Here is a 23835-nt window from a genome sequence, read left to right as displayed (position 1 = left end):
ATAATAGGCTAAATGCCCAACTTTACCTTTAGTACTACAAGTACTTGTTAATTTATAATACCAGATGAAGGAAAAAGCTTTTTAGGTATTGAATATTTTAGAGATACTAGTATATACCTATTAAAAGGAGGTAGCCTGTTGTGATAAAAGGTGAATTATTAGAAACTCTTCAAGAAGCTGCCCATATTCAAAGGTGGAATGATCATTTACGACCACATAATTTTGTTGAACTAGATAAACAAGCTCACAAAATGGTTCTAGCTTACGTTATAGGGAAATATGAAGAAAAAGAAAGAGGGGCTCAAATTAATTGGTGTAAGTTAATAGAAGGTGGAATTTTTGAATTTTTACAAAGAATAGTGCTAACAGATATTAAGCCACCTATTTTCCATAAACTTATGCAAGAAAGCGGAGAAGAACTTAATTATTGGGTTTTAGACCAGTTATCAAACACATTAAAGCCTGTCGCTGGTGATTTCAAAGAAAATTTTAAAAGTTATTTGTTAAATAATGATTTTTCCTTTGAAAAGAAAATTTTAAGAGCATCACATTATCTAGCTTCAGAATGGGAATTTAATATTATTTATAAATACAATGAACATCTATATGGAATAGATGAAACAAAAACTAAAATTGAAAATGAGCTTGAAGATCATTTTGATCTAATCGGGGTTCAAAAACTAGGTCTAAGAAAAAAGTCTTATAATTTTATAGATTTAGTTGGTCAGCTACGTTTTCAAAAACGTTGGGCTCACTCACCTAGAGTTCCAGAAACTTCTGTATTAGGACACATGCTAATAGTTGCTATATTTGCTTATCTAATATCATTAGAGTTATCAGCCTGTAACAAAAGAAAATATAATAATTTCTTCATAGGTTTATTTCATGATCTACCCGAAGTGATGACTAGAGATATCATCTCACCAGTTAAAAGATCTGTTAAAGGATTAGACTCTTTGATAAAAGATATAGAAGAGCGCCAGTTAGAAGAAAGGATCTATCCCCTCCTCCCTCGTAACTGGCACAGTGAGATTAAATATTTTCTAGATAATGAGTTTACTAATAAGGTACTGATCCAAAATGAAGTAGAACACGTCTCAACAGATCAATTAGTTAGATACTATAATCAAGATGAGTTTTCCCCTGCAGATGGAGAATTAATTAAAGTATGTGATGAGTTAGCAGCTTATATTGAAGCTTCTCTATCTATTTCTCACGGTATCACTTCTAAACCATTAGAAGAAGCTAGAAAATCACTATACTATAAGTATCAAAAACAAACTTTTGCAGGAATTGATCTCACAACTTTATTTGATTACTTTCATTATAAAAGCTGAATCAATTTCCCACCTAACAAGTCTGCTGTCTGTGGGTCGCATGTTGTAATTATTAACTGTTTTTCTTTAGAAAAATGTTGTAACATTTCTGCAGCTTGTTGTTTTCTATATGGGTCTAAATCAACAAGAGGATCATCCATTATTAAAAAACCTGACATTTGTTTTAATATTTGTTCAGCCATAGCAAGCCTAATAGCTAAAGATAAGCCTTGATTAGTACCTGTTGATAGGTAATCTACAGGTACTTTTTCATCTTGTTTAGATTTTTTTAGCTCATTTGGTATAACATACTCCATTTGTCCTAATTCATATTGATAATTAGTAACAGGTGATAAATAATTATTTAATGATTCTCTAAGTGGAGTAAAGGTTTCTCTATCTAGCTCTGTTAATAGGTTTTGTAGCTCTTTTTCTATGTCTAATAAAGCCCTTGCCCTTTCTTCTAGTTTTTCAAAAGCTTTTCTTGCTTCTAATAATTCTTCTTGTAATTCTTCAACTGATTTCTCTGGGAGATCTCTTTCAAGTTTAGCTCTTTTTTCCTTTAAATTATAAGTCTTTCTTACAAATTCTTCTCTTTGGCTTCTTATATCTGTAAGTGTTTTAAAAAACTCATCTGTTGATTGATAATCTTCAGGTAATTCTGCAAGCTGTTCTAATTCCTGATATATTTTTCTTTCTTTGTACTTAAGTTCACCAAGTTCATCGAACAATTTATCATGACTTTCATACTTTGCTTTCCACTTTTCTATTTTTCCTTTCAATTCATTTCTCTCTGAATCTAATTTTTGCCTTTCTAGTTTCTTGTTATTTAATTCATCATTTATCTCTTCAACCGTTCTAATCTCTTGTAAATCTGTCTCACTATCATTTAAATTTGTTTTTAATTTCTCATACTTTTCTTCAAAGTCAAGTCCAAGCAAGCTTTCAAGTTTTGTTTGTATTTGTTGTAGTTTAGAATTTAATTCTTCCTTTGTTTTTATTAATTCCTTTGCTTTATCAATAGTTTCGACCCCTAAGTTTGCTAAGCTTTCATTTAATTGTCTTTCTCTTTCTGTTACATCCTTTACTAACTTTTCACCTTCTTCTTCTCCTGATTGTACTTCAAGACACCATTCATCACACTCAAGTCTAATCTTACCTTCTCCTGTAAAACGAGTGCTATCATTAATTTCTTTAGTATAACTTTCACCATACCCTGGAGTAACAGTTATTTGGATAGGTGTCTCTGTTGAAAATTGTGCAGAAAGTTTCATACCAGCTAATTGTGCTTTTAAGGCAGAGATATTTCTATCTAGATTATCTAAATGTTCGATTTTCTCTTTTGATAAATGTTTATAGTTATCTAATTTTACTTGTAATTCGTTTCTTTTTGTTATGAGGGGGCTGGTTTTATCTAAAGTTTCCTTTATTTGTTTAATTCTTTGACCTTCTTTTGCCTTAATGAGTTCTTGTTCTAATTCTTTAATTCTCTCATCAATTTCCTTTATTTCTTCATTCTTTTCATTGTACTTTTCTTCTGTTTTTGGCCATTCGAAAGTAGCTGTCTTTAATTGGGAAATTTTTAATTCTTCTTCATTCAATTTTGGAGAAAGTTCACCACGTTTTCTAATATCTTGTTCTATCATCGCCATATTAGTCTCTTGTTTATATAACTCTTGTTGTTTATTAGTTAAAACAGACAGTTCTTCCATAACAGAGCTGAGTTCTTCTTCCATATTTTTAGTTTTCTCAAGCTCTTTTTTTAGACTTTCTACTCGATAATAAGCTTGTAAAAGTTTTCCAATGTTTTTAAGGTAAGGATTATTAACTCCTCTATTAGGATCTTTTGGACCACATCTATCTAAATCAAAATTACTAAGTAAAGCTTTTTTTTCTTGTTCTAACTCTCTTTGAAATTTTTCTACAGATACTCCTCCCTGATGATAAACAAAGTTTCTCAAAGTTTCACTTACAGTTTCAGTAGCTTCTGGTGTATTATCAAGAGTTTTTAATGTATGGTTAATCTCATCTTGACGAGTAAAAAGAATGCTTTCATATGTTTTTTTACCATACCTCAACAACTCACTCATCTTTTTTGTAACACTTGTTTCTTTTGTTAACTCTCCTTCTTGGCTAATTAAGCGTACATTATCATCTTGTTTAGATAAACCCCAATGTCTTTCTAGATAATAGTTCTTATCATTCCAACTATTAAATGATAACGATACTCGTATGATATCACCATTTGGATAGGGAAAGAACTTTTTTAGGTACTGACTCCATTCAACACTACGTCTATTTGGAGAGCCTAATACTAAAACAGAATAAAGTGCATTTATTATCGTACTCTTACCCGCTTCATTGGGTCCATAAATAACATTCAAATTAGACGAAAAATCCCAGCTACCTTCACTTACCCCTCCAAAAGGGTGTAATTTCACCTCTTTTAATTTCATTCTCTAACCCTCCCAATGAGCTCATCAGCCAACTGCAATGCAGTTCTATCATCTTTTTCTGCAAGTCTATTTAATAACATATATGGAAACGACCCTTCAGAAAATTCATCTGCTATACTCTCTTTTGTAACTTCAAATTGTAAGTTATCTAAATTTACATCTAAGTGTAGCGCCTTTGTTCGAAGATTTTCTATACTAGCTGTAAGCTCTCGATATTCCTCTCTAGAAATGGCTCCAGTTATATTGATCTTAAGTAATAATTTTTCTGAGGGACTATCAGTTATATTATTAAGATTTATTTCTTCTATTTCTTCAACTTTGTCTATTTCTAAATCTAACTCTTTAAACCTAAACTCACCAGTTTCAATACATTGTGAAGTTATCCTGTCTTCATTAAAAGTAGTTAATCTAGCATAACCAGGGTGATTACAATCAAACCCATCAGGTTCTGAAGTTCCTGCATAAGAAAAACCTACAGACGATAGGTCTACTATACTTTTTTCTGGATAAGGTAGATGAGTATGTCCTAAAAAGATATGATCTAATTTTGTTTTTCGTATTTCTTCTTCACTCATTGGAAAATACCGTTCATCAAAATCAGGCGATATACCCTTTACTGAACCATGAGCAATTCCTAAATGCCATAAATCATTAGATCTAGTATGTTCTTCAATCCATCCTATTTTGTTTTCACAAGACCATTTATCATTACAAGGCGCTGGATACAATACTATATTAAGTCCAAATTCCTCTAAGGAATATGGTTCTAAATCTTTTAATACCAAAACATGTTCTGGAGTATGTTCCATAAAGGTATTCCATAAATTACTTTCAGAATGGAAATAATCGTGATTTCCAGGTAAAACTACAACACACCCATTAAACTCTGATAATATGCGTACAGTTTCTATAACTCGTTTATTTGAAACATTAGGACGATGAAATAAATCACCAGCTATTATAAATAAATGACACTTTTCTTCATTAGCTATAGTTACTAGTTTTTGTAAATTATCAAACCTTGCTTGTCTAAGCTGATTTCGTAAATCTTTTGAGTAATTTCTTCCACTAAAAGTCATACCTAAATGATTATCTCCTGTATGAAAAACTTTAAGCACTTTACATCCCACCTATTATTATTTAATCTCTTTATTGTATTTCTATAAAATTATAATAAATCCTGTAGGGAAAAAAAACCGTCCATTTCAGGACGGTTTTACATAATTTACTAGATATTTAACGCACTTCGCACATCATTTTGTAAAAGGCGTAATTGTTCTAGATCAGTAGTTTCACCATAAATTCTAAATAACGACTCAGTACCAGAAGGTCTAATAAGTACCCAACTACCGTCATCTAAGCTAACCTTTAATCCATCGACTTTAGATATATCTACTACCTGTTTATGACCTAACTCTTCTGGTTGCCATTTCTCTAATAAGCTTAATACACGTTCTTTTTCTTCATAAGTAGTATGCACATCTATTCTTTCATTCACTAATTTTCCGTATTTTTCATCTATCTCCTGTAAAATATCACTTAACGATGTACCTTCTTTTGCTATTAGTTCTACTATTAACAGACAAGCTAATATACCATCCTTTTCTGGAACATGTCCTAAAATACTCAATCCTCCACTTTCTTCACCACCTAGTACACACCCTTCTTCCATTAAATTTTTTCCAATATACTTAAAACCTACAGGCGTTTCTAGGATTTGTTCACCATAATGTTTTGCAATCCTATTTAACATTTGGGTAGTAGAAACCGTTTTAGTAACTGGTCCTTTTTCACCTTTTTTTAGTAAATGTAGATATAACATTGAAAGAACTTGGTTTGCTGTTATAAATGTACCGTCTTTATCAATAATTCCAAATCTATCAGCATCACCATCCATTGCGAGTCCAACATCGTAATTATTATCTTTTACCATTTGTGTTAATTCATCTAATACCTTTTCACTAGGTTCTGGCATTTTACCACCAAATAATGGGTCACGGTAGTTGTTAATAGCTGTTACATTACATCCTAATTCAGTTAAAACACGATCTAAATAACCTACTCCAGCACCATACATAGGATCAACTGCTATCTTAAGTCCTGAGTTAGCTATAACATCTTGATCAACTAAATCTTTTAGCTTAGTTATATACTGATCCATTACATTAATTTCTCTAACCTTACCTTGCTCTTGTCCTTTGGTATATGGGATATGTTTAATATCTAAACTTTCTTGTACTTTTCTCACATGTTTCTCTATAGAGTCTGTGATTTCAGGGAGTGCTGGTCCACCATAATATGGAATGAATTTTACTCCATTGTGAGATGGTGGATTATGACTAGCAGTAAACATTAATGCTCCAACTGCATGTTTTTCAACTACACTATAAGCAGTCACCGGAGTTGGCATAGCTTTATCACTAATGAGTATATTTAAACCATTTGCCATCAATACTTCAGCTGCTCGTTTAGAAAACTCTGGTGATAAAAAACGATTATCATATCCAATTACTAACACTTTTTCTGTTTGACTGGCTTCATTTAAATAATCAGCTATTCCTTGTGTCACAATTTCTACGTTCTTAAATGTGAAATCTTCAGCTATAACAGCTCTCCAGCCATCAGTTCCAAATTTAATGCCCATTTGTTTCACTCCTTATTTTATATCTTCCTTAATATTAATTTGATAAAAAGTTGTAAGATCCTTCCTAAAAACAAAAAGAGCCTTAACCGGCTCTTTTAATCTTTTTTACCACTATATGTAAAAGAGTCTTGATTCATTTGTATCAATCTTTCTTCTAGATTACCAATTACATTATTACAACTTCCACATATTAATTTATTTGAGTGAACCTTTCCTTGATAAACTCTCTTGATCCGTTTTTTATAACATCTTAAAACTTTCCCTTTACCAATTTTTTGATACTTAAATATTTTACTTTTACACCCTCCACATTTAATGGTCAGCAAACTTTCACCCCCAAAAAGACTGGTACTTAAGATGTGCTGTGAATTAGTACTTCAGCTGTTGCTAGGTTAGTAGAGACTGGAATATTGTGGACATCACATATACGTAATAGAGCTGTAATATCAGGCTCATGGGGTTGTGCAGTTAATGGGTCACGTAAAAAAATTACTAAGTCCACATTTCCAGTAGCAATTTCGCTACCAATCTGTTGGTCCCCCCCAAGTGGTCCTGACAAATGGCAATAAACGTCGAGTAAAGTATTTTCTTTAATCATTTTTCCAGTACTATTAGTAGCAGATAAAATATGTTTTTTAAATTGCTCTTGATGAGTCTTTACAAATTGAAGCATTTCTTCCTTTTTATTGTCATGTGCAATTAATGCAATCCTCAACTAATTACCTCCTATATCGCAATTAATTTACTTTATCTTATCAAAAACAGAATTAATATTAAAGTTTAATATTAATAAAGGCCCTAATAAGGGCCTAATATTAAGTACCGATCTTCCATGAGTTCAGATATTCTACTTGCTCACTAGTCAATCTTTCTAGTTCCATACCCATAGCTTCTAATTTTAATTTAGCTATACTTTCATCAATATGTTTTGGTACAGAATAGACATCATTCTTTAAGTTATGATCTCCTTTAGCTATATATTCAACAGATAACGCCTGATTTGAAAAGCTCATATCCATAACATCAGCGGGATGACCTTCACCTGCTGATAAGTTAACTAAGCGTCCCTCACCAATTGTATAAACTTTTTTCCCATTATTAAGCTGATATTCTTCAACATCCTTTCTAACAGTCTGTTTTCCATTAGACATTTCTTCTAATGCTTCTATATTTATTTCTACATTAAAATGACCAGCATTAGATAAAATACAACCATCTTTAATTTGTTCTAGGTGATGCTTATCTACTACATTTTTATTGCCAGTTGTAGTTACTATAAAGTCGGCCTTAGCTGCAGCTCTATCCATACTCTTTACATCAAAACCATCTAAAGAAGCTTCTAATGCTCTCACAGGATCAACTTCTACTACTGTAACTCGAGCACCTAATCCTTTAGCATCTTTTGCTACTCCTCTTCCACACCATCCATAACCGACTACTACAAACTTTGCACCTGCTAATAAGTAATTAGTTGCTCTCATTAACCCATCAATTGTTGATTGACCTGTACCATATCGATTGTCGAACATATGTTTAGTCATGGCATCATTAACTGCAATAACAGGATAATTCAAGCGATTATCTTTTGCCATGGCCTTTAAACGTGTAACGCCAGTTGTGGTTTCTTCTGTTCCTCCTAAGACATTTTTTAACAGTTCAGTTCTTTCACTATGAAGAGTATTTATTAAATCAGCACCATCATCTACTGTTATATCTGGTTTCATATCTAGTACAGTTAGAATTCTATTATAAAAAGATTCTTTATCTTCTCCTCGCTTCGCATAAGTAGGAACTCCATAAACTTCATTTAAAGCTTTTGCAACATCATCTTGTGTACTAAGTGGGTTAGAACCACATAAAGAAACGTCAGCTCCTCCATCTATTAATGTTATTAGTAAGTTAGCGGTTTTAGAGGTTACATGAAGACAAGCACCTACTTTAACTCCTGCTAAAGGCTTTTCTTGTGACCACCTTTTAGAGATACTTTCTAGTACAGGCATACGATTTCTAGCCCATTCAATCTTTTGTTTTCCTGCTTCTTTTAAATTAACTTCTGAACTCAAAATAAATCCCCCTTCAAATATTTTTTAAGAAACATATAACCACTAGTTAAGATTATATGATTGACACTCCACACGCATGAATGCGTGGGATTTTCGGGTAACTATGCGTCCTCTATTCATTTTCTGCTTTAGACAGCTCCCAAGCTAAGGGTATGCCAGTACCCTTCCCATACCAGTGCATATAGCAGTATAGGCTGATAGACTTTTGCTTACGCTACTCCATCTATCACAGGTGCATGGATGATGTTCATTCCTGCTACCCGATCTCGGTGGGTTTTAAAACCACATGAGCATTGATAGTTTCTGTCTTTTACATGGTTGCGATTTCTACATATGGGACAAGTTTGACTCGTATATTTTGGATCTACATATCCTACTGCTATACCTCTTAGTTTTACTTTGTACTCAATAAGTTACACATACTTGGGCGATCCATTTATTTGATTTTTTTGTGATGCAAAGTGTCCCTAACTTGTTTTTTAATAGATTCTGTTGATACTCTGTTAAAATAGCTTTTACTGCAATCCGTTTTGATTTACCATTGATGTACGCTGGAAATTCAATCGTGTTTTCTTTTATCCTATAGTTTTGGTTGTTCCATATGCAGACAGGCTTTTTTAAGACTGGTACTCTTTTTATCTTCTTAGATTTGCGGTAGACACTTTTGCTTCACGAATAGATCGATTTTTTACTGCACTTGGCATAGATGCTTGAATATCTTTTGACGACGCTTTAATTCTTTTTCTTCTTGTATCATTTATTGCTAGTACTTCAATTTTTTTTCAGTACATACTTCATGGACAATTTCTTTAAAACGCTGTTCTACCTTTTGATTAGAAAATATCTTTCTTCGATATCTTGGGCAGAAAACAAAGTGATAGTTAATTAAAGATACGGTTGTTTTAGTTCTTCTGTATTCTTGTTTCATATGATTTAATTGTATATGTTTTTGATTTATACTACAACTGTATTTTATTAAAAAAATAGGCTTTCATCCCACAATTGAAAGCGTGGGATGAAAGCCCTAATACTGTAATATGTAAATTTAATGATAGAACTTTAGAAGCAGTCATTAGACTGCTCCTAATTTAAATCATTATAAAAATAATGCACCTATTCGAGCTATTAATCCACCTATACCAAAGGCCGTAACTGTTGTTAATATCAGAATAAATGCTGCAGCTTTGAAATCAAACTCACGTGCAAGAGCTGCAATTATTGCAACACATGGTACATAAAATAGTCCGACAATCGCTCCTGTAAATAATTGTAATGTAGTTAAATCCATTTCTATTAGAGGTATGACTGTTAATTCTCGTCTAAACACACCTAATACTAAAGGTGTAGAAGCCTCTGCAGGTAGGTTTAACCAATTAACAACTAATGGACTTAATACTTGTCCTACTATTTCCATTACACCCGATTCATATAATAGTGCTGCTATACCGATTATACCGATCATAGGTAGCGCACCATCAAAGATATAGTTCTTCATTCTCAGCCATACTTTTTTTAATACTACATTTTTTCTAGGTGGTAATAATTCAGGTATTTCCATAATTGTATAAGGCCTAGCCCCTGGTAATGTTTTATCAAGGGTAATTCCTGCTAAAAATAATACTATCAGTGAAAATAAAAATACAGCTATCAATACAGAAATAGATCTTTCTGCTAATAAGGCAACAAAAGCTCCTGATTGCGCAACACAAGGAATTGCTAGTGATACAAGAGTAGAGACTGTTAATCGTTCTTTATAAGAATTTAAAGAGCGAGTTGCCATAATTGCTGGTATCCCACATCCATACCCTAATAAAAGAGGTACTACACTAGAACCAGGTAGGCCAAATTTATTTAATATCCCATCTAATAAACCGCCAAGCCTAGGTAAATACCCACTATCTTCCATAACACTTAATACGCTATAAAATGAAATAACATAAGGTAATACTAATGTAAACGGCCACTCTAACCCTTTAATTAAAAGCCCATACTCACCTATTAAAACACCGTAAATTAACCCGTCAGGTAAAAATGGCTCTACTAACCCTACCAGTGACGGAATTATCAAATTAAGAAAAAATGGTAATAGAATATACTGTCGAATTCCCATTCCTATTCCGACAATTGCACCAAAAGCTAAAAGTATGATCAAAATACTAATAGGCAATCCAGGCCAAGGTCTTACTAGTAATTCACCCCATTTTTGCCTTGTAGATTCAATTGTAGTCTCCGGTTTAGTTTTAACTTTTTCTGTTATTTCTTCAGCTTTTTTCCAAAGGTTTTCACTTTGATAATGATTAAAAGATTTAGTTTCAGTCGTAGATCCTACTGTCATGAAGCTTGAAATGACTTCATTTACTTTTTCAAATCCTTTTTTTTCTACTGCAACAGTAGGTACAATTGTAATACCTAAAACTTTACTTAGATATTCAATATCAATTTTCTCACCACGTTCTTCAATTAAATCCATTCTGTTAATAACAGCTGCTGTAGGTAAATTGTATTGAAGTACTTGTTGTAAAAGATATAAACTGCTTTCTAAGTTATAAGCATCTAAAACACAAATTACTGCCGCAGGTTTCTTAGATACATCTACATCATTAACATCATTAATATCAGAGCAGTGTGAATTATTTTTTTCATTTGCGTTACCTTGAAGCATATCTATAGCAACCTGTTCTGCCTCGTTAGAAGCTTCTAATGTATAAGTTCCGGGTACATCTATTAGGTTTGCTTTAGTACCATCTATATCTATTTCTCCAACTGTATATTCAACTGTTGTACCTACATAATTAGCAATACTTATATCTAATCCAGTTAAATTATTAAAAATAACACTTTTTCCTATATTAGGAGGACCAATTAAAAGGATATTACTCTTTTCTTGGCTATCTCTCACATAAATCACCGTCCTCATCTTCCGTCAGATTTTCTTTATTTATCTTTGGGATTAAGAAAACTGTCACAAATGCAGCAATTATTAATGGAACCCAAAAAGTAAAAACTCTAGTCATGAGTGCAATTGAAAAAGCTTCAGAAGTCATTAGTCCATCATAAGATAACAACAAAGCCATCGTCCCTTCAAAGGTTGCAAGTCCCCCTGGTAATAAAGGAACCATACTTACAAGGTAAGCAGTATAGGTAGCAACTATGACTACTGCTGGATTTAAATCAAATCCAAGCATTGCAGACACCATATACACTTTAATAGGGTAAAAAGCCCATACTATGAGACCAAGAGTAAATAGAGTAATTTTTTGAGTAGGCTTAGCAACTAGATCTCTTGATGTCTCTGAAGATTCTTTAATAAAATCATGAGCTTTCTTTATACCTCGTTTTAATTTTTGTAATAGCAAATTATTTTGTTCTTCTTTATAAGAAAAACTTATTCGATTAAATTTAAAAAATACAATAAATAAAATAAAAAATAACAATAAACCAATAAAAGCTATATAAACAAAAATCGGTAATTCAAAAACAAAAAAAGCAAAACTTAATGTAATAAAACTTATTAATATAAACGGTAATAAAGAGAAAAACTTGCTCACTACAGCTATAGCAGTCAGAGCCTGGTAGGACAACCCAGTTTTCTTTCTTATTAGGTACATTTTAAGGGTTTCGCCACCTATTTTTACTGAAGGGGTAACACTCTCTACAAATTTACCTGCTAAACTGATTGAGAACACATAAGTTAGAGCAATATATGAATTTTTTTGTTTTATCAGGTAATGCCAAATAAAAGCAGTTAAAAAGAGTGTCCCAACCTGAAAAATAGTCATAAATAAAAATTCTACAAAAGTTATCCTTCTAAGCACTTCATAAACATCATCGAAACCTAATAATAAAACTATACCTGTTATAACGACAATACCTAATACTAACAATAAAGATTTTCTCATCTTAGCACTCCTTATCCTATTGTAACTTGTATAAATAGGAGTCTTTAAATGTTTTCATCTTTTGAGATACTTTAGCATCTGGTGGGTATTTTTTGGATAAATAACCATATTCTAGACGATATTCTTTTACTGGTTGTCGAAAGATAGCACGAGCACCCGGTTTAGCCTTTTGTTGTAAATTTTTTAGTACTTCTTCTTTTTTATCAACTTGTAATGCTACCATTGCAACTGTAAAATCATTGGGTATATTTAAACTACCATCTGCATAGATAATTTTAATTTTATCGTCTAAACCAAATTTATTTAAACTATGTCTCGCTCTTCTAACTGCCTCCTCATCACGATCTAAGGCAATAACATTAGCGCCAGAAAGTTTCGCAACATGGATTGCTGTACATGGTATAGCACCACACCCAATATTCAAGACAGTATCATTTGAATCAATTTCTGCTAATTCTACTTCCTTTTTTACTACATTTGAGTAAAAATTAGAATAGATCAGAAAAGAAGGATAAAAGTTACAACTCACCTTTTCTAGTTTAGCAAATGCTTTTTTCATATTATTCCTCCTCTACTGCCTTGATCATGTTAATGAGAATCATTATCACATAAAATTAAAGAAAATTACTAATAAGTTTCTATCAAAACTTTTTTTGCAACATCCCGACTTATTGCAACATTTCTATCATCAATAGAACAAATTAATGGTCCTTTAAAAATTTCTTTTGCTTTAATTGTTACATGCTTTCCTTCTCTAAATCCCAGTGAAGCTAGTAAAGGATTAGAAGGAGTCTGATTTATCACACCATGTTGCCCCTCTTTTAAGTGGTCAAGAGGAACTTCTCTTAAAATTTCTTGTTTTAACATAGCCATTATACATCGCCCCTTTGAGCTATTTTAATGAAAATCATTCTCAATATACATCTTAATCTTACATTATTTCTTTGCTCTTGTCAATTCAATTTAAGAACTACAATGACAAAATTAGACTACTGTATATTTATTATAACTAATGTAAATATATACTTGTAAACGGAAATAATTCCCTAGCATTAAAAAAAGGAATATTTTATTCTTTATCGAATATGTGTTTTTAGTCAAACAAAGAACACAAAAAAGGATGTGATTTAATTTATGAAGATAAGAAAATCATTCAAGTTTACTTTAGTAATCAGTTTTTTCTCTTTACTATTCATGGGAACAAGTATTGTTCAAGGTCATGAGAAAGTTTCTGTATTAGTAAATGACAATGAAATTAATTTCCATGATCAAAAACCTTATATCGATAATAATTCTAGAACGCAAGTTCCTATAAGAGCTATTAGTGAAACTTTAGGGGCTAATGTAGATTGGATAAGTAACTCAAATAACGGACAAGTACAAATAAAACATAATGATAATACAGAAATTTTATTTACCATTGGAGAGTCACACTTTTTACGTAATGGCGAGACTATAAAAATGGATACTAAACCTAAAATAACTAACAACCAAAGAACTGTCCTTCCTTTAAGAGCAATGACTGAAGCTTTAGGCATACAAGTAGATTGGGATGGAACAAATAAGCACGTACTCATAACAACAGATAATGATATTAATGACAATTACATTAAGGATAATGACGAACATGAAGTAACTGAAACAATGAATGGAACAGCTTCATGGTATGGTTCTGATTTTCATGGTTCTAATACAGCTAGTGGTGAAACTTACGACAAAAACGCCTTAACTGCTGCTCACCCTACACTTCCCTTTGGTACTAATGTAAGGGTTACTTTTAAAAGAACAAATGAAAGTGTTATTGTACGAATAAATGATAGAGGTCCATTTTCTCCTGATCGGATTATCGATCTATCAAAAAAAGCAGCTGATACAATCGGATTAAAACCTCATGGTTTAGGTGAAGTAACAATTGAAGTTCTAGACAAATAGAAAAAAGCACCTTCAGGGTGCTTTTTCTAATATGATTATACTCTACCCTAAAACGTTAATACTAACAGAAAGCTGTCGCAATTGAGATAACAGGATATAAGTAGTCGAACGTTTTTTTAAAAAAGATGAAAATGTTCATAGTTTCTGTTGACGTACAAAAATTATCGTGCTATTCTATAAATGTCCTGCAGGATACAATTTAATTATTGATACTTAAAGTATCTCGTATATTTTCGGGAATATGGCCCGAAAGTTTCTACCGAGTGACCATAATAATCACTCGACTACGAGGTAAAAGAGTACCTAGGGTTCTAACTAATTATAGTTAGTCCAAGCGGTACTGGCCATGTAGTTGGCTACACCGAAGGGATAAAAGCCCAGGCGGTAGGTTTTGCTTCGATAGTAACCTACCACGCCTGGGCTTTTTTGTGTTTTCTTAAATTAGCACTTTGTAGACTAACTATAAAACAAGGAGGTATTAAAATGAAAAACTTTTTTGGATTTGATAAATATAACACTAATATGAAAACAGAAATTATAGCTGGTTTTACTACGTTTATGACTATGGCTTATATAATATTTGTTAACCCTGCTATGCTTGGGGAAACTGGCATGAATGAAGGTGCGGTTATGACTGCAACAATTATAGCAGCAGCTATCAGTTGTATTTTAATGGGAGTTTTAACTAATTATCCCTTTGCACTTGCTAGTGGAATGGGACTAAATGCTTTCTTTGCATTTACCATAGCACCTGAAGCTGGATGGGAAGGAGCACTTGCAGCTGTCTTTATTTCTGGTATAGCTTTTCTTTTATTAGCTTGGCTAGGCTTAATTAATAAAATAGATGACGCTGTTCCTACTTCTTTAAAAAAAGCTGTAGCAGCAGGAATTGGGTTGTTTATTGCATTCATAGGTCTAAAAAACTCTGGGATTATAATTGGAGATGCTGATAATTTATTAGCATTAGGAGATTTAACAGAAACTAACTCATTATTAGCTGTAATTGGTTTAATTGTAACAGCCTCATTGATGGCACTTAAAATAAAAGGAGCAATTCTAATAGGCATTATAGTAAGTACTTTTTTAAGTTTTTTTATGGGATTACAAGAATTCCCAACTGGGGTGTCAAGTTTTATTGGACAACCAGCCAGTCTATCTCCTATAGCTTTTCAACTTAGTTTCTCAAACATTTTTGATTTAGGTATTGTTACAATATTTGCTCTTGTCTTCGTTGACCTCTTTGATACTATGGGAACTCTTTTAGGTGCTGGAGCTAGAGCTGGGTATTTAAATGAAAAAGGCAACTTACCAAAGGTGAAAAATGCCATGATAGCTGACGCTATCGGTACCATGGGAGGAGCACTTCTTGGCACAAGTACTGTTACAACATATGTTGAAAGTACTTCAGGAATCAGTGAAGGAGGTAAAACAGGTTTTACTGCTGTAACTGTTGGCATACTCTTCCTTGTATCTTTATTTTTTGCTCCATTTGCTGGATTAGTTCCTGCAGAAGCAACAGCTCCTGCTCTTATTATAGTTGGTGTATTAATGGTAGGCTCTGTTAAAGAGATTGAGTTTGATGATTTTACAGAAGCATTTCCAGCTTTTATAACAATTTCTTTCATGCCTTTTACTTTTAGTATAGCTCATGGTATAGCAGGAGGTTTTATTGCTTATCCTTTAGTAAAACTATTTGCTGGTAAGACTGACGAACTAAATTGGTTCAACTATGCTTTAGGTATCATATCTATCTTACATTTTATAGGCTAAAAAGAAGGGGGATCCCCTTCTTTTATACTTTAATTGGTATGGGTTTAAAACCTAAATAATCACTAGAAACAAAGTAATATACAATCCCCTCTTTTTCGCCTATAAAAGCATTTTTATGATCTTCTCCATGTAGATGTCCATAAATACAAACCTTAACACCATACTCTTTTAACACTTCTGTAAAACTAGTTTTATCGTTATCCCTTGCAAAAGGAGGATAATGTAAAGTTACAATAAAATCTTGATAACCATCTTTAATTGCAGCATCTAAAGACAATTTCAGCCTGTTTATTTCTCTATTATATACTTTTTTATCATGATCTCTTTCTTCACATGGAGTTTGCCAGCCACGAGTTCCACAAATAGCAATTTTATCATTAAATGGATAATAATTGTTTTGAACTACAAAAAAACTCTCTGGTAAAGTTTCTTTCACTTTTTTGTAACTATTCCACCAATAGTCGTGATTACCTTTAAATAAAACTTTCTTTCCTGGAAGCTCATGAATAAAACAAGCATCTTTTTTAACTTCTTCTAACTTTAAAGCCCAGGAAAAATCGCCTCCAATAATTACTGTGTCATCTTCTGTTACTACTTCTTCCCAGTTTTCTTTAATCCTTTCATGATAATTTTCCCATAATGGTCCAAATACATCCATAGGTTTGTCTGCTTGAAGAGAAAGATGTAAATCACTTATAGCAAATAAATGCATATCTATCATCCTTTACTATGTAATCATTATCTAGCTAAATCTAAAATTATTATATCATATTACTATTCAGTATTATTTTGCTACATAATTCTTAAAAAAACAAGGTTAACTTGTATATAATTTGTTGATAGGTAAAAAATAACATATGAGGTGATCTGCTATGCTAAACAAATTCAAACTCAAAAAAAATATAGTCTACAGTATCTTACTAGTTTTTTTTCTAACACTTTTATTGTCTACAGCTATAGGTTGTGAACGAGTACCTGAGGAAGAGTTAGACAAAGAAAACGATGAGAATAATGAAGAGGAAGAAGATGATGATGAGGAAGAGGAGAATGAGGATGAGGATGAGGATGAGGATGAGGATGAGGATGAGGATGAGGAACTTGAAATGGGGCTTATTTAACCACCCAAAGGGGTGGTTTTTTTGTCTAATATAAATAAGCGATTTTAATCACACATTAAAAATTCATTAAGATACACAGGATTTTAATTGATTTTGTCGAAAAAAATGTTAATGAATCTTTAATCTTAGAAAGTGGGGGTTAAATGAAATATAACTTTACAGATCTAGTAAGTTTAGATGAGCTTAGGTCTACCCTTGAAAAGCTTTATTCACTTATAGAGTTACCTATGAGCATTGAAGATGTAAACCAAAATCCACTAATTAATATTGGGTTTAGTGATATTTGTAAAAAATATCATACACAAAATCCAAAAACTTTATGTCGGTGTAAAAGAAGTGGTGCTTTTGTTACTGATTATTTATATGAAAATGATTACATTACATATAGATGTCAAAATGGTTTAATAGACATGGCATCACCTATTATTATAGAAGGAGAACATGTAGCTACTTTCCTTATTGGACAAATTTTTTTCCAAAAACCAGATAGAGATTATTTTAAAAAACAAGCTATAAAATTTGGTTTTAACGTAGATGAATACTTACAAGCACTTGATAGAATACCTGTATACTCAAAAGAAGACGCCTATAAAATTATGGACTATTGTACCAATTTTGCTCAAATACTTACTAAATTAGGGCTAAACAATCTAAAAGAAATCAAGCATAAAAATAAATTAGAAGAGAATGAAAAGAAATATGATCTCTTAATAAATGGCATTTCTGACATTACCCTTTTGTGTAAGATCGAAAAAGTTAATGATTTAAGAATAGCAAAGGTTAACAAGAACTTTCTTAAAAAAATTAACTTAACGGAAAGTGAAGTAGTCGGAAGCTTATTAAAGGAGATCATAAATAATAATTTATATACTAAATTAAATGATAAAATAAATACTGCAATAAAAGAAAGAAAAAAAATGCAATTTGAAATCTTCAATTTGAATAACTACTATGACATAAAATTAATGCCGTTAGAGTGTGATGAATATATTAAACATTTAATTATTACAGCTTCAAATATTTCGCACAAAAAGGAAATGGAAGAATATAGACTACAATTAGAAAAACTAGAATCTGTTGGCTTTTTAGCAGGCGGTATTGCACATGATTTCAATAATTTATTAACAGTCTCCATGGCAAATATCTCACTAGCCAAAAAATATATCTCAGAAGAAAATGAATATAACAACACTAAAGTACTCAACTTATTAAACGAAACTAATTCAAGTTTTAATCAGGCGAAAAATTTAACACAACAGCTACTTACCTTTTCAAAGGGGGGGCTCCTGTTGTAGAAACTACATCAATAAATGAATTGTTAAAAGAATCCGTCACTTTTACTTTACGAGGTTCTAATGTAAAGTATCAATGTAATATTGATAATAGACTATTTCCTGTAGAAATTGATAAGGGACAAATAAGTCAAGTTTTAAACAATATTATTATTAATGCAGATCAGGCAATGCCTCATGGAGGTAAGTTAATTGTTAATGCTGAAAATTTCAATATAACTGAAAAGGATAAAGCTTTACCTTTACCTAAAGGTGATTATGTAAAAATTTCCATAAAAGATTTTGGGCCCGGTATCCCAAAAGATATCTTAAATAATATTTTTGACCCTTACTTTTCCACAAAAGAACAAGGTAGTGGTTTAGGGTTAGCTACAAGTCTTTCAATTATTAATAAACATGGTGGACATATTAGCGCCAAATCACAAGTTGGAGAAGGTACAACTTTATATATTTATCTTAAAGCATCTAATAAACAGAAAATTAAGAAAAAGAAAACGAAACCAAAGTTAGATTCAAATGAAAAAAAGAGCAATATCTTAATTATGGATGATAAAAAAAATATACGCGAGTTATTATACGAAATATTACATTCTTATGGTTATAAAGTTAGCTGTGCAAAAGACGGTGAAGAAGCAATCCAAATTTTTAAAAATACAAAAACTCGATTTGATCTAGTAATATTAGATTTAACTGTTCCTGGCGAAAAAGGCGGAAAAGAAGCAATTAAAGATATCAAAAAAATTGATCCTCATGTAAAAGCAATAGTAACTAGTGGTTACAGTGAAGATCAAGTTCTTTCAGATTTCCATTCGTATGGATTTCATTACTATATAGAAAAACCATTTGGAATCGAAGAAGTTATTTCTGCTATAAATAACTTAAATATTACATAAAAAAAGATTAAGCTTAAATAACTTTCTCCCCTTTTAATAAAAATTAAGATTCTTACCAAAAGGGGAGGGTTTTTGAGTCTGTCAAGTGATTTGTATAAACATTCCGATAATGACACATAAGAATAACTTAATATAATCTCCTCATTAATCATTAAATAGCTTTGCCCTCTTCCCTAGTAGCTTTTTCATCAGGAGAATCTCCCGTTATCTAAAGACATAGCCTCCATCCCCAATATTGAAGTTACTTGATTAAACTATCTTTTGAAGTAAGCCCGGTACCGAGCTTCAGGCGCTTGATATATTATAATAATACTTTTTTCTTACCATATAGGTGTAGGTATCTTTTGATCACCTGGTGTTAATTTTTTCTTATAATCTTCTAAATATGGAACTTCATCTCTTGCCCAATTAAGAGTCTCCATATCAATAGCCCTTATTAACAGTTCTTCTTTTTTACTTGAAGCTTCTGCTAACTCGTCTCCCATCGGGCTTATTAGTCTACTTTTTCCACACGTATTATTTCCTACGGTATTAACACCTAAAACAAAAACTGTATTATCAAGGGCTCTTGCCGGAAGCTGAATATCCCACCTATGTGAAGCTGACATACTCCAAACAGAAGGACAAACTATAAGTTCAGCACCCTCTAAAGTAAGCAATCGACTTGTCTCAGGAAATTCCATTTCATAGCAAATTAAGATTCCGATCTTACCTACTTTAGAGTCAAAAGTAGGATATTCCATATCAGAAGCGTCAAAAATTTGTTGTTCTCTTCCCCATAGTAAACTCTTTTTTACTACTCCCCTAACTTCACCGTCATGATCTATAACTGCTGCAGCGATATAAATTTTACCTTCCTCTTCAAGAACAAAAGGACATACAATTGATACATCACCTTTTTTAGCTATTTCCTTAAAGGTTGACACGGTTTTACCATCAGGCTTTTCAGCAAGTTTTTCAAAAGATTTTCTAGATAAATAATAACCAGTAGTCCATAACTCCGGAAAAACTAACAGATCAACATTTTCTTCAAGTGCCTTATGTGCAAAATGTACTCCTCTTTTCAGATTTGCTTCTACATCGTTCATAATTGGTGTCATTTGTACAGCTGCTACTTGAAACATAAAAACACCTCCTCACTAAAACTTCACACCATCCTAACACATTAAAGTTAAAGCTTAAAGTGGGAAAATAAAAAAACCACTCGTTAAATTATAACATAGGCGAGTGGCGAAATTATAACTATATATTAACTAACCTTTCACACCGTATCTTGTTCGTTCTTATTAGTCTTGACTATTGTTAAAGTTTTATTATTATTTTCTCTTAAATCTAGATCATATGGATCGATGTTTTTGTCATTTTCTCTTATAATTCTTAATTTGGGTCTTAAAGTAAATTTTTCAAAGTTTTCAATTACTAAACCAACCCGATTATCATTCAATGTTACTTCTGTACCAATTGGAAATACTGCAACTTTTTTAAAGAAATGTCCCACTACTTTTCTATCAAAAAATGATCCAGCACCACCTAGTATATATTCCATAACTTCCGATGGTACGTAACCTTTTCTATAGGGTCTATCGGAAGTCATAGCATCAAAAACATCAGCTACAGCAACTATCTTACTATATATATGTATTTCATCATCATTTTTTCCTTCCGGATAACCTTCTCCATTAACTCTCTCATGATGCTGTAGAGCTATTATTTTCGAAGTAGAAGGAATTTCATTATTCTCTTTTAATTTGTCATAGCCTTGTTTAGTATGTTCCTTAACAACCTCAAATTCTTCATCTGTTAACTTCCCTTTCTTATTAATTAGTTCATTTGAGACATTAACTTTTCCTATATCATGTAATAACGCACCTAAACCAATTTTATAAAGACTTTCCTGGTTAAATCCCATGGATAATCCAACAATAATTGATAAAACTGCAACATTTACACAATGATGAAAAGTATATTCATCATACATTTTTATATCTACCATATCAACTATTAAATTTTTATTAGATATAATATCCTCTAACAACTTATCAACGATACCCTTAAGCTCTAATACTTGAACAGCTGAAACCGTTGTTTTAGCCTTTACAGAACGAAAAGTCTCTTTCATATGATTAATAGATTCTCGTCTTAATTCTTCAGTAATTAGATCATTTACTTCAACATCTTGTAGTAGCTTATCTTGAATATACACACTAGAATACCCAAGTTGTTTAATTTTGGGAACATACCCTTCTTTTAAAGTAGCTCCCTCTTGTAACAGTTTATTGCCATTCTTACTATACACTGGTCTAGCTAAAATCATGCCTTCTTGTATATCATTTACATTTATTAGCCTCAATGAAAGGCACCCCCATTAACTGATACATTTATTTTTCTTGATTATATAGGTAGAGGTTGTATTATAAATTAGGTATTTTAACGTAATTTCTTGTTTTAAAAAATTTCGCGTTCATATAATTACAATTATTGGTAAATTAGTATATAGCTATTATATTACAATACAAAAACCTTAGTAAATTTACAATGGGAAGTTTGAATTATATTTTTCTAACAGTAGGACTTCTACATCAAATAATTCTATTCATATCATCATATTGTTTATATATCTTAAGATTAAGGAGGTGAATTAGTTAAACTATATCACAAAGCTTCAAAGAAAGGAGTTAAAAATGGAATTTAATCTTTCTCCTGTAATTGTAAGTATCTTTATCGCTTTCTTTTTATGTTTAACTTTTAGTGGAAGTCAGGTTTTTTCTTCAGATGATGACTTAACTTTATTCATTAACGATGAACTACAAAAAGCAGATATGTTTTTAGAAGATGGTCGAACCAAAATAGATACACAAATAGTCGAAAGATATCTCGATGATAGTTTCGAAAAAGAGTATGTCCAATTAAGAGATACTTTTGAAAAAGTAGGTTTTGTATCCTGGGACAGTTCAACCAGCACAATTGAAATTGATATTGAAGTTTCACAAGAAGAACAATTTATCTCAAAGTTAGAAATAGATAAAGCAATCAATCACATTAAAGCCTTATCTGAAAATATAGGAACACGTCCAGCTGGTTCTAAAAATGAACATCAAGCAGCAGAATATCTAAAAGAATATTATAATGAATTAGGTTATGAGGTTAATAAACAAGATTTTTCAGTTGATTATGCTGGACCTAATAATATGACTTTGGGAACTGTAACAATTAAAGATGGTGAAAAGTGGTATGGTGACATAAGTTATAAATATGAAGAAAAAGAGTATGATTGGGGAACTTATCAAGAGTGGCATGGAACAGAATGGGAAATGGGCGCTTCTGCTAATGGAAAAATTCTAGGTGAAGAAATCACTGGTGAGGTTGTTAATGTTAAATATAAAGATGAGCACTTTACTGACGATATTGAAGACAAAATTGCTTTAATTAATAGTGATGAATTAGAAAACACCAAAATAGCAAAAAAAGCAAAAGATAATGGTGCGAAAGCAGTGATCCTCTACATTACAGGGGGTGGCCGTGGAAATTTAGGAGAAGCTTTTGATCCTCGATTAGAAAAGCAGTTAGATATTCCTGTATTAGGAGCTGCAAAAATCCATGGTGTTTGGTTAGAAGAAATGATAGAAGTTGATAGTGAAAAAGAACAAGGATTAGAAATAAGTTTAAATACTTATCAAAACATGGACCTTACATCATATAACGTAGAAGCTATCAAATCTGCTGAAAGTGATGATGCTCCAATCGTCGCCATTACAGCTCATTATGATAGTGTCATAGCCTCCCCAGGCGCTAATGATAATGCCTCTGGTACTGCAGCTACTATGGAACTAGCTAGAGTATTTAAGAAGTTTGATAATGATGTGGAACTTAGATTTATAAATTTCGGGGCTGAAGAAGTAGGCCTTGTTGGTTCTTTCTATTATGTAGATCAATTATCTAAAGATGAGTTAGAACGTTTTGAAGGAGTATATAATGCTGACATGATTGCAACAAGTGATCCATACATCGAATCTTTATTTGCTGTCACAGTTGATGGAGAGTCTAATTCAGTCACTGAAAATATTATAGAAGCTGACAAACGTTTAGAACATGATCATACAGACACCGGTCATTTTGCAGCTAGTGATCATCTACCTTTCCATCAAGCTGGTATAGATGCTGCATTATTTATTGATATGGCAGGTGAAGGTACTCCTGAAGATTATTATATTGAACCTATTTATCATACACCACTAGATACCATTCAGGATAATATATCACAAAAGCGACTTGAAACTGCTCTAGAAATCATAGGAAAAGCAGTCTTTAAAGAAAGTATAAATTAAGAGTCTGTCAAGTAATTGGTGTAAACATTCCGATAATGACCTATAAGAATAACTTAATTACAGGATAAAATGCTGAAGAAATCGAGGGAGTTTCCTTAGATAAGGGGAGCATCTCCCTCGATTTATC

General features: G+C 31.9%; 21 protein-coding genes, 1 pseudogene and 1 riboswitch. Of the genes and pseudogenes, 7 read left to right on the top strand and 15 right to left on the bottom strand.

The window, feature by feature from the left end:
• The first annotated feature begins 140 nt into the window (after positions 1-140).
• Positions 141-1337 carry an HD domain-containing protein gene (locus CDO51_RS07970; RefSeq protein WP_089023759.1) on the top strand — a complete coding sequence of 399 codons (1197 nt, stop codon included), beginning with the start codon at positions 141-143 and terminating at the stop codon, positions 1335-1337.
• On the opposite strand, the gene CDO51_RS07965 is transcribed toward CDO51_RS07970, so the two are convergent.
• The 12 genes and pseudogenes from CDO51_RS07965 to CDO51_RS07910 form a co-directional block, all read right to left on the bottom strand.
• On the bottom strand, positions 1325-3772 hold the full coding sequence (locus tag CDO51_RS07965; protein ID WP_089023758.1) for an ATP-binding protein: 2448 nt from the start codon (positions 3770-3772) through the stop codon (positions 1325-1327). The two genes, CDO51_RS07970 and CDO51_RS07965, sit on opposite strands and share 13 nt — an antisense overlap.
• Positions 3769-4890 carry a metallophosphoesterase family protein gene (locus CDO51_RS07960; RefSeq protein WP_089023757.1) on the bottom strand — a complete coding sequence of 374 codons (1122 nt, stop codon included), beginning with the start codon at positions 4888-4890 and terminating at the stop codon, positions 3769-3771. The genes CDO51_RS07965 and CDO51_RS07960 overlap by 4 nt, the downstream gene beginning before the upstream one ends.
• 110 nt (positions 4891-5000) lie before the next feature.
• Positions 5001-6416 (bottom strand): phosphoglucomutase/phosphomannomutase family protein, encoded by a 1416-nt coding sequence (locus tag CDO51_RS07955; RefSeq protein WP_089023756.1) that lies wholly within the window; start codon positions 6414-6416, stop codon positions 5001-5003.
• 95 nt (positions 6417-6511) lie between these two features.
• The gene (locus CDO51_RS07950) at positions 6512-6742 is read right to left on the bottom strand and encodes a hypothetical protein (RefSeq protein ID WP_089023755.1); all 231 of its coding nucleotides are present in this window, start codon (positions 6740-6742) and stop codon (positions 6512-6514) included.
• A 26-nt stretch (positions 6743-6768) separates the two neighbouring features.
• Positions 6769-7131 (bottom strand): methylglyoxal synthase, encoded by a 363-nt coding sequence (locus tag CDO51_RS07945; protein WP_089023754.1) that lies wholly within the window; start codon positions 7129-7131, stop codon positions 6769-6771.
• A gap of 100 nt (positions 7132-7231) precedes the next feature.
• Positions 7232-8479, bottom strand: coding sequence for an adenosylhomocysteinase (locus CDO51_RS07940; RefSeq protein ID WP_240503526.1), 1248 nt, complete (start codon positions 8477-8479; stop codon positions 7232-7234).
• 209 nt (positions 8480-8688) lie between these two features.
• Entirely contained in the window at positions 8689-8889 is a 201-nt protein-coding gene (locus CDO51_RS15375) for a zinc ribbon domain-containing protein (protein WP_089023788.1), read from the bottom strand.
• Positions 8890-9260: 371 nt separating this feature from the next.
• Positions 9261-9407 (bottom strand): annotated as a pseudogene (locus CDO51_RS07930) (transposase); the annotation flags it as partial.
• A 168-nt stretch (positions 9408-9575) separates the two neighbouring features.
• Positions 9576-11378: a ferrous iron transporter B gene (locus CDO51_RS07925; protein ID WP_240503525.1), complete on the bottom strand. Its 1803-nt coding sequence runs from the start codon at positions 11376-11378 to the stop codon at positions 9576-9578.
• Positions 11368-12378 carry a lysylphosphatidylglycerol synthase transmembrane domain-containing protein gene (locus CDO51_RS07920; protein WP_089023751.1) on the bottom strand — a complete coding sequence of 337 codons (1011 nt, stop codon included), beginning with the start codon at positions 12376-12378 and terminating at the stop codon, positions 11368-11370. The genes CDO51_RS07925 and CDO51_RS07920 overlap by 11 nt, the downstream gene beginning before the upstream one ends.
• Positions 12379-12394: 16 nt before the next feature.
• On the bottom strand, positions 12395-12937 hold the full coding sequence (locus tag CDO51_RS07915) for an SAM-dependent methyltransferase (RefSeq protein WP_089023750.1): 543 nt from the start codon (positions 12935-12937) through the stop codon (positions 12395-12397).
• A 68-nt stretch (positions 12938-13005) separates the two neighbouring features.
• The gene (locus CDO51_RS07910; RefSeq protein ID WP_089023749.1) at positions 13006-13251 is read right to left on the bottom strand and encodes a FeoA family protein; all 246 of its coding nucleotides are present in this window, start codon (positions 13249-13251) and stop codon (positions 13006-13008) included.
• Positions 13252-13512: 261 nt separating this feature from the next.
• Between CDO51_RS07910 and CDO51_RS15000 the strand changes: the two genes are divergently transcribed.
• Both CDO51_RS15000 and CDO51_RS07900 read left to right on the top strand, forming a co-directional pair.
• Positions 13513-14310 (top strand): septal ring lytic transglycosylase RlpA family protein, encoded by a 798-nt coding sequence (locus tag CDO51_RS15000; protein WP_205842158.1) that lies wholly within the window; start codon positions 13513-13515, stop codon positions 14308-14310.
• Positions 14311-14513: 203 nt separating this feature from the next.
• Positions 14514-14617, top strand: a riboswitch (purine riboswitch).
• Positions 14618-14793: 176 nt separating this feature from the next.
• The gene (locus CDO51_RS07900) at positions 14794-16080 is read left to right on the top strand and encodes an NCS2 family permease (RefSeq protein WP_089023748.1); all 1287 of its coding nucleotides are present in this window, start codon (positions 14794-14796) and stop codon (positions 16078-16080) included.
• A gap of 22 nt (positions 16081-16102) precedes the next feature.
• Here the strand turns inward: CDO51_RS07900 and CDO51_RS07895 are convergent, their stop codons facing one another.
• Positions 16103-16792: a metallophosphoesterase gene (locus CDO51_RS07895; RefSeq protein WP_089023747.1), complete on the bottom strand. Its 690-nt coding sequence runs from the start codon at positions 16790-16792 to the stop codon at positions 16103-16105.
• Positions 16793-16952: 160 nt separating this feature from the next.
• Here CDO51_RS07895 and CDO51_RS14260 point away from each other — a divergent pair, with 160 nt between their 5' ends.
• The 3 genes from CDO51_RS14260 (at position 16953) to CDO51_RS07885 (ending at position 19383) form a co-directional block, all read left to right on the top strand.
• Positions 16953-17198: a hypothetical protein gene (locus CDO51_RS14260; RefSeq protein ID WP_205842157.1), complete on the top strand. Its 246-nt coding sequence runs from the start codon at positions 16953-16955 to the stop codon at positions 17196-17198.
• 143 nt (positions 17199-17341) lie between these two features.
• On the top strand, positions 17342-18493 hold the full coding sequence (locus CDO51_RS07890; RefSeq protein ID WP_089023746.1) for a PocR ligand-binding domain-containing protein: 1152 nt from the start codon (positions 17342-17344) through the stop codon (positions 18491-18493).
• A gap of 20 nt (positions 18494-18513) precedes the next feature.
• Complete coding sequence (locus tag CDO51_RS07885) at positions 18514-19383, top strand: ATP-binding protein (RefSeq protein ID WP_089023745.1); 870 nt, start codon at positions 18514-18516, stop codon at positions 19381-19383.
• 320 nt (positions 19384-19703) lie between these two features.
• Here CDO51_RS07885 and CDO51_RS07880 read toward each other — a convergent pair whose 3' ends face one another.
• Together CDO51_RS07880 and CDO51_RS07875 are read right to left on the bottom strand one after the other, a co-directional pair.
• Positions 19704-20507, bottom strand: a complete 804-nt coding sequence (locus CDO51_RS07880) for a nitrilase-related carbon-nitrogen hydrolase (RefSeq protein ID WP_089023744.1) — start codon at positions 20505-20507, stop codon at positions 19704-19706.
• A 137-nt stretch (positions 20508-20644) separates the two neighbouring features.
• A complete protein-coding gene (locus CDO51_RS07875) occupies positions 20645-21733 on the bottom strand; it encodes an HD-GYP domain-containing protein (RefSeq protein ID WP_089023743.1) in 1089 nt (362 codons plus the stop codon).
• Positions 21734-22064: 331 nt separating this feature from the next.
• Here CDO51_RS07875 and CDO51_RS07870 point away from each other — a divergent pair, with 331 nt between their 5' ends.
• Positions 22065-23708, top strand: coding sequence for a M28 family metallopeptidase (locus tag CDO51_RS07870; protein WP_089023742.1), 1644 nt, complete (start codon positions 22065-22067; stop codon positions 23706-23708).
• Positions 23709-23835 lie beyond the last annotated feature (127 nt).

It is taken from the genome of Natranaerobius trueperi, assembly GCF_002216005.1.
Classification (GTDB): domain Bacteria; phylum Bacillota; class Natranaerobiia; order Natranaerobiales; family Natranaerobiaceae; genus Natranaerobius_A; species Natranaerobius_A trueperi.
Note: the sequence above shows the minus strand (reverse complement) of the source record. Positions and strands in the feature narration are given on the sequence as shown.

Excerpts from the sequence above, each read along its gene's own strand:
- CDO51_RS07965 (WP_089023758.1), bottom strand. The coding sequence starts at position 3,772 with ATGAAATTAAAAGAGGTGAAATTACACCCTTTTGGAGGGGTAAGTGAA.
- CDO51_RS07955 (WP_089023756.1), bottom strand. The coding sequence starts at position 6,416 with ATGGGCATTAAATTTGGAACTGATGGCTGGAGAGCTGTTATAGCTGAA.
- CDO51_RS07920 (WP_089023751.1), bottom strand. The coding sequence starts at position 12,378 with ATGAGAAAATCTTTATTGTTAGTATTAGGTATTGTCGTTATAACAGGT.
- CDO51_RS07915 (WP_089023750.1), bottom strand. The coding sequence starts at position 12,937 with ATGAAAAAAGCATTTGCTAAACTAGAAAAGGTGAGTTGTAACTTTTAT.
- CDO51_RS07910 (WP_089023749.1), bottom strand. The coding sequence starts at position 13,251 with ATGGCTATGTTAAAACAAGAAATTTTAAGAGAAGTTCCTCTTGACCAC.
- CDO51_RS15000 (WP_205842158.1), top strand. The coding sequence starts at position 13,513 with ATGAAGATAAGAAAATCATTCAAGTTTACTTTAGTAATCAGTTTTTTC.
- CDO51_RS07900 (WP_089023748.1), top strand. The coding sequence starts at position 14,794 with ATGAAAAACTTTTTTGGATTTGATAAATATAACACTAATATGAAAACA.
- CDO51_RS07895 (WP_089023747.1), bottom strand. The coding sequence starts at position 16,792 with ATGCATTTATTTGCTATAAGTGATTTACATCTTTCTCTTCAAGCAGAC.
- CDO51_RS14260 (WP_205842157.1), top strand. The coding sequence starts at position 16,953 with ATGCTAAACAAATTCAAACTCAAAAAAAATATAGTCTACAGTATCTTA.
- CDO51_RS07890 (WP_089023746.1), top strand. The coding sequence starts at position 17,342 with ATGAAATATAACTTTACAGATCTAGTAAGTTTAGATGAGCTTAGGTCT.
- CDO51_RS07880 (WP_089023744.1), bottom strand. The coding sequence starts at position 20,507 with ATGTTTCAAGTAGCAGCTGTACAAATGACACCAATTATGAACGATGTA.
- CDO51_RS07870 (WP_089023742.1), top strand. The coding sequence starts at position 22,065 with ATGGAATTTAATCTTTCTCCTGTAATTGTAAGTATCTTTATCGCTTTC.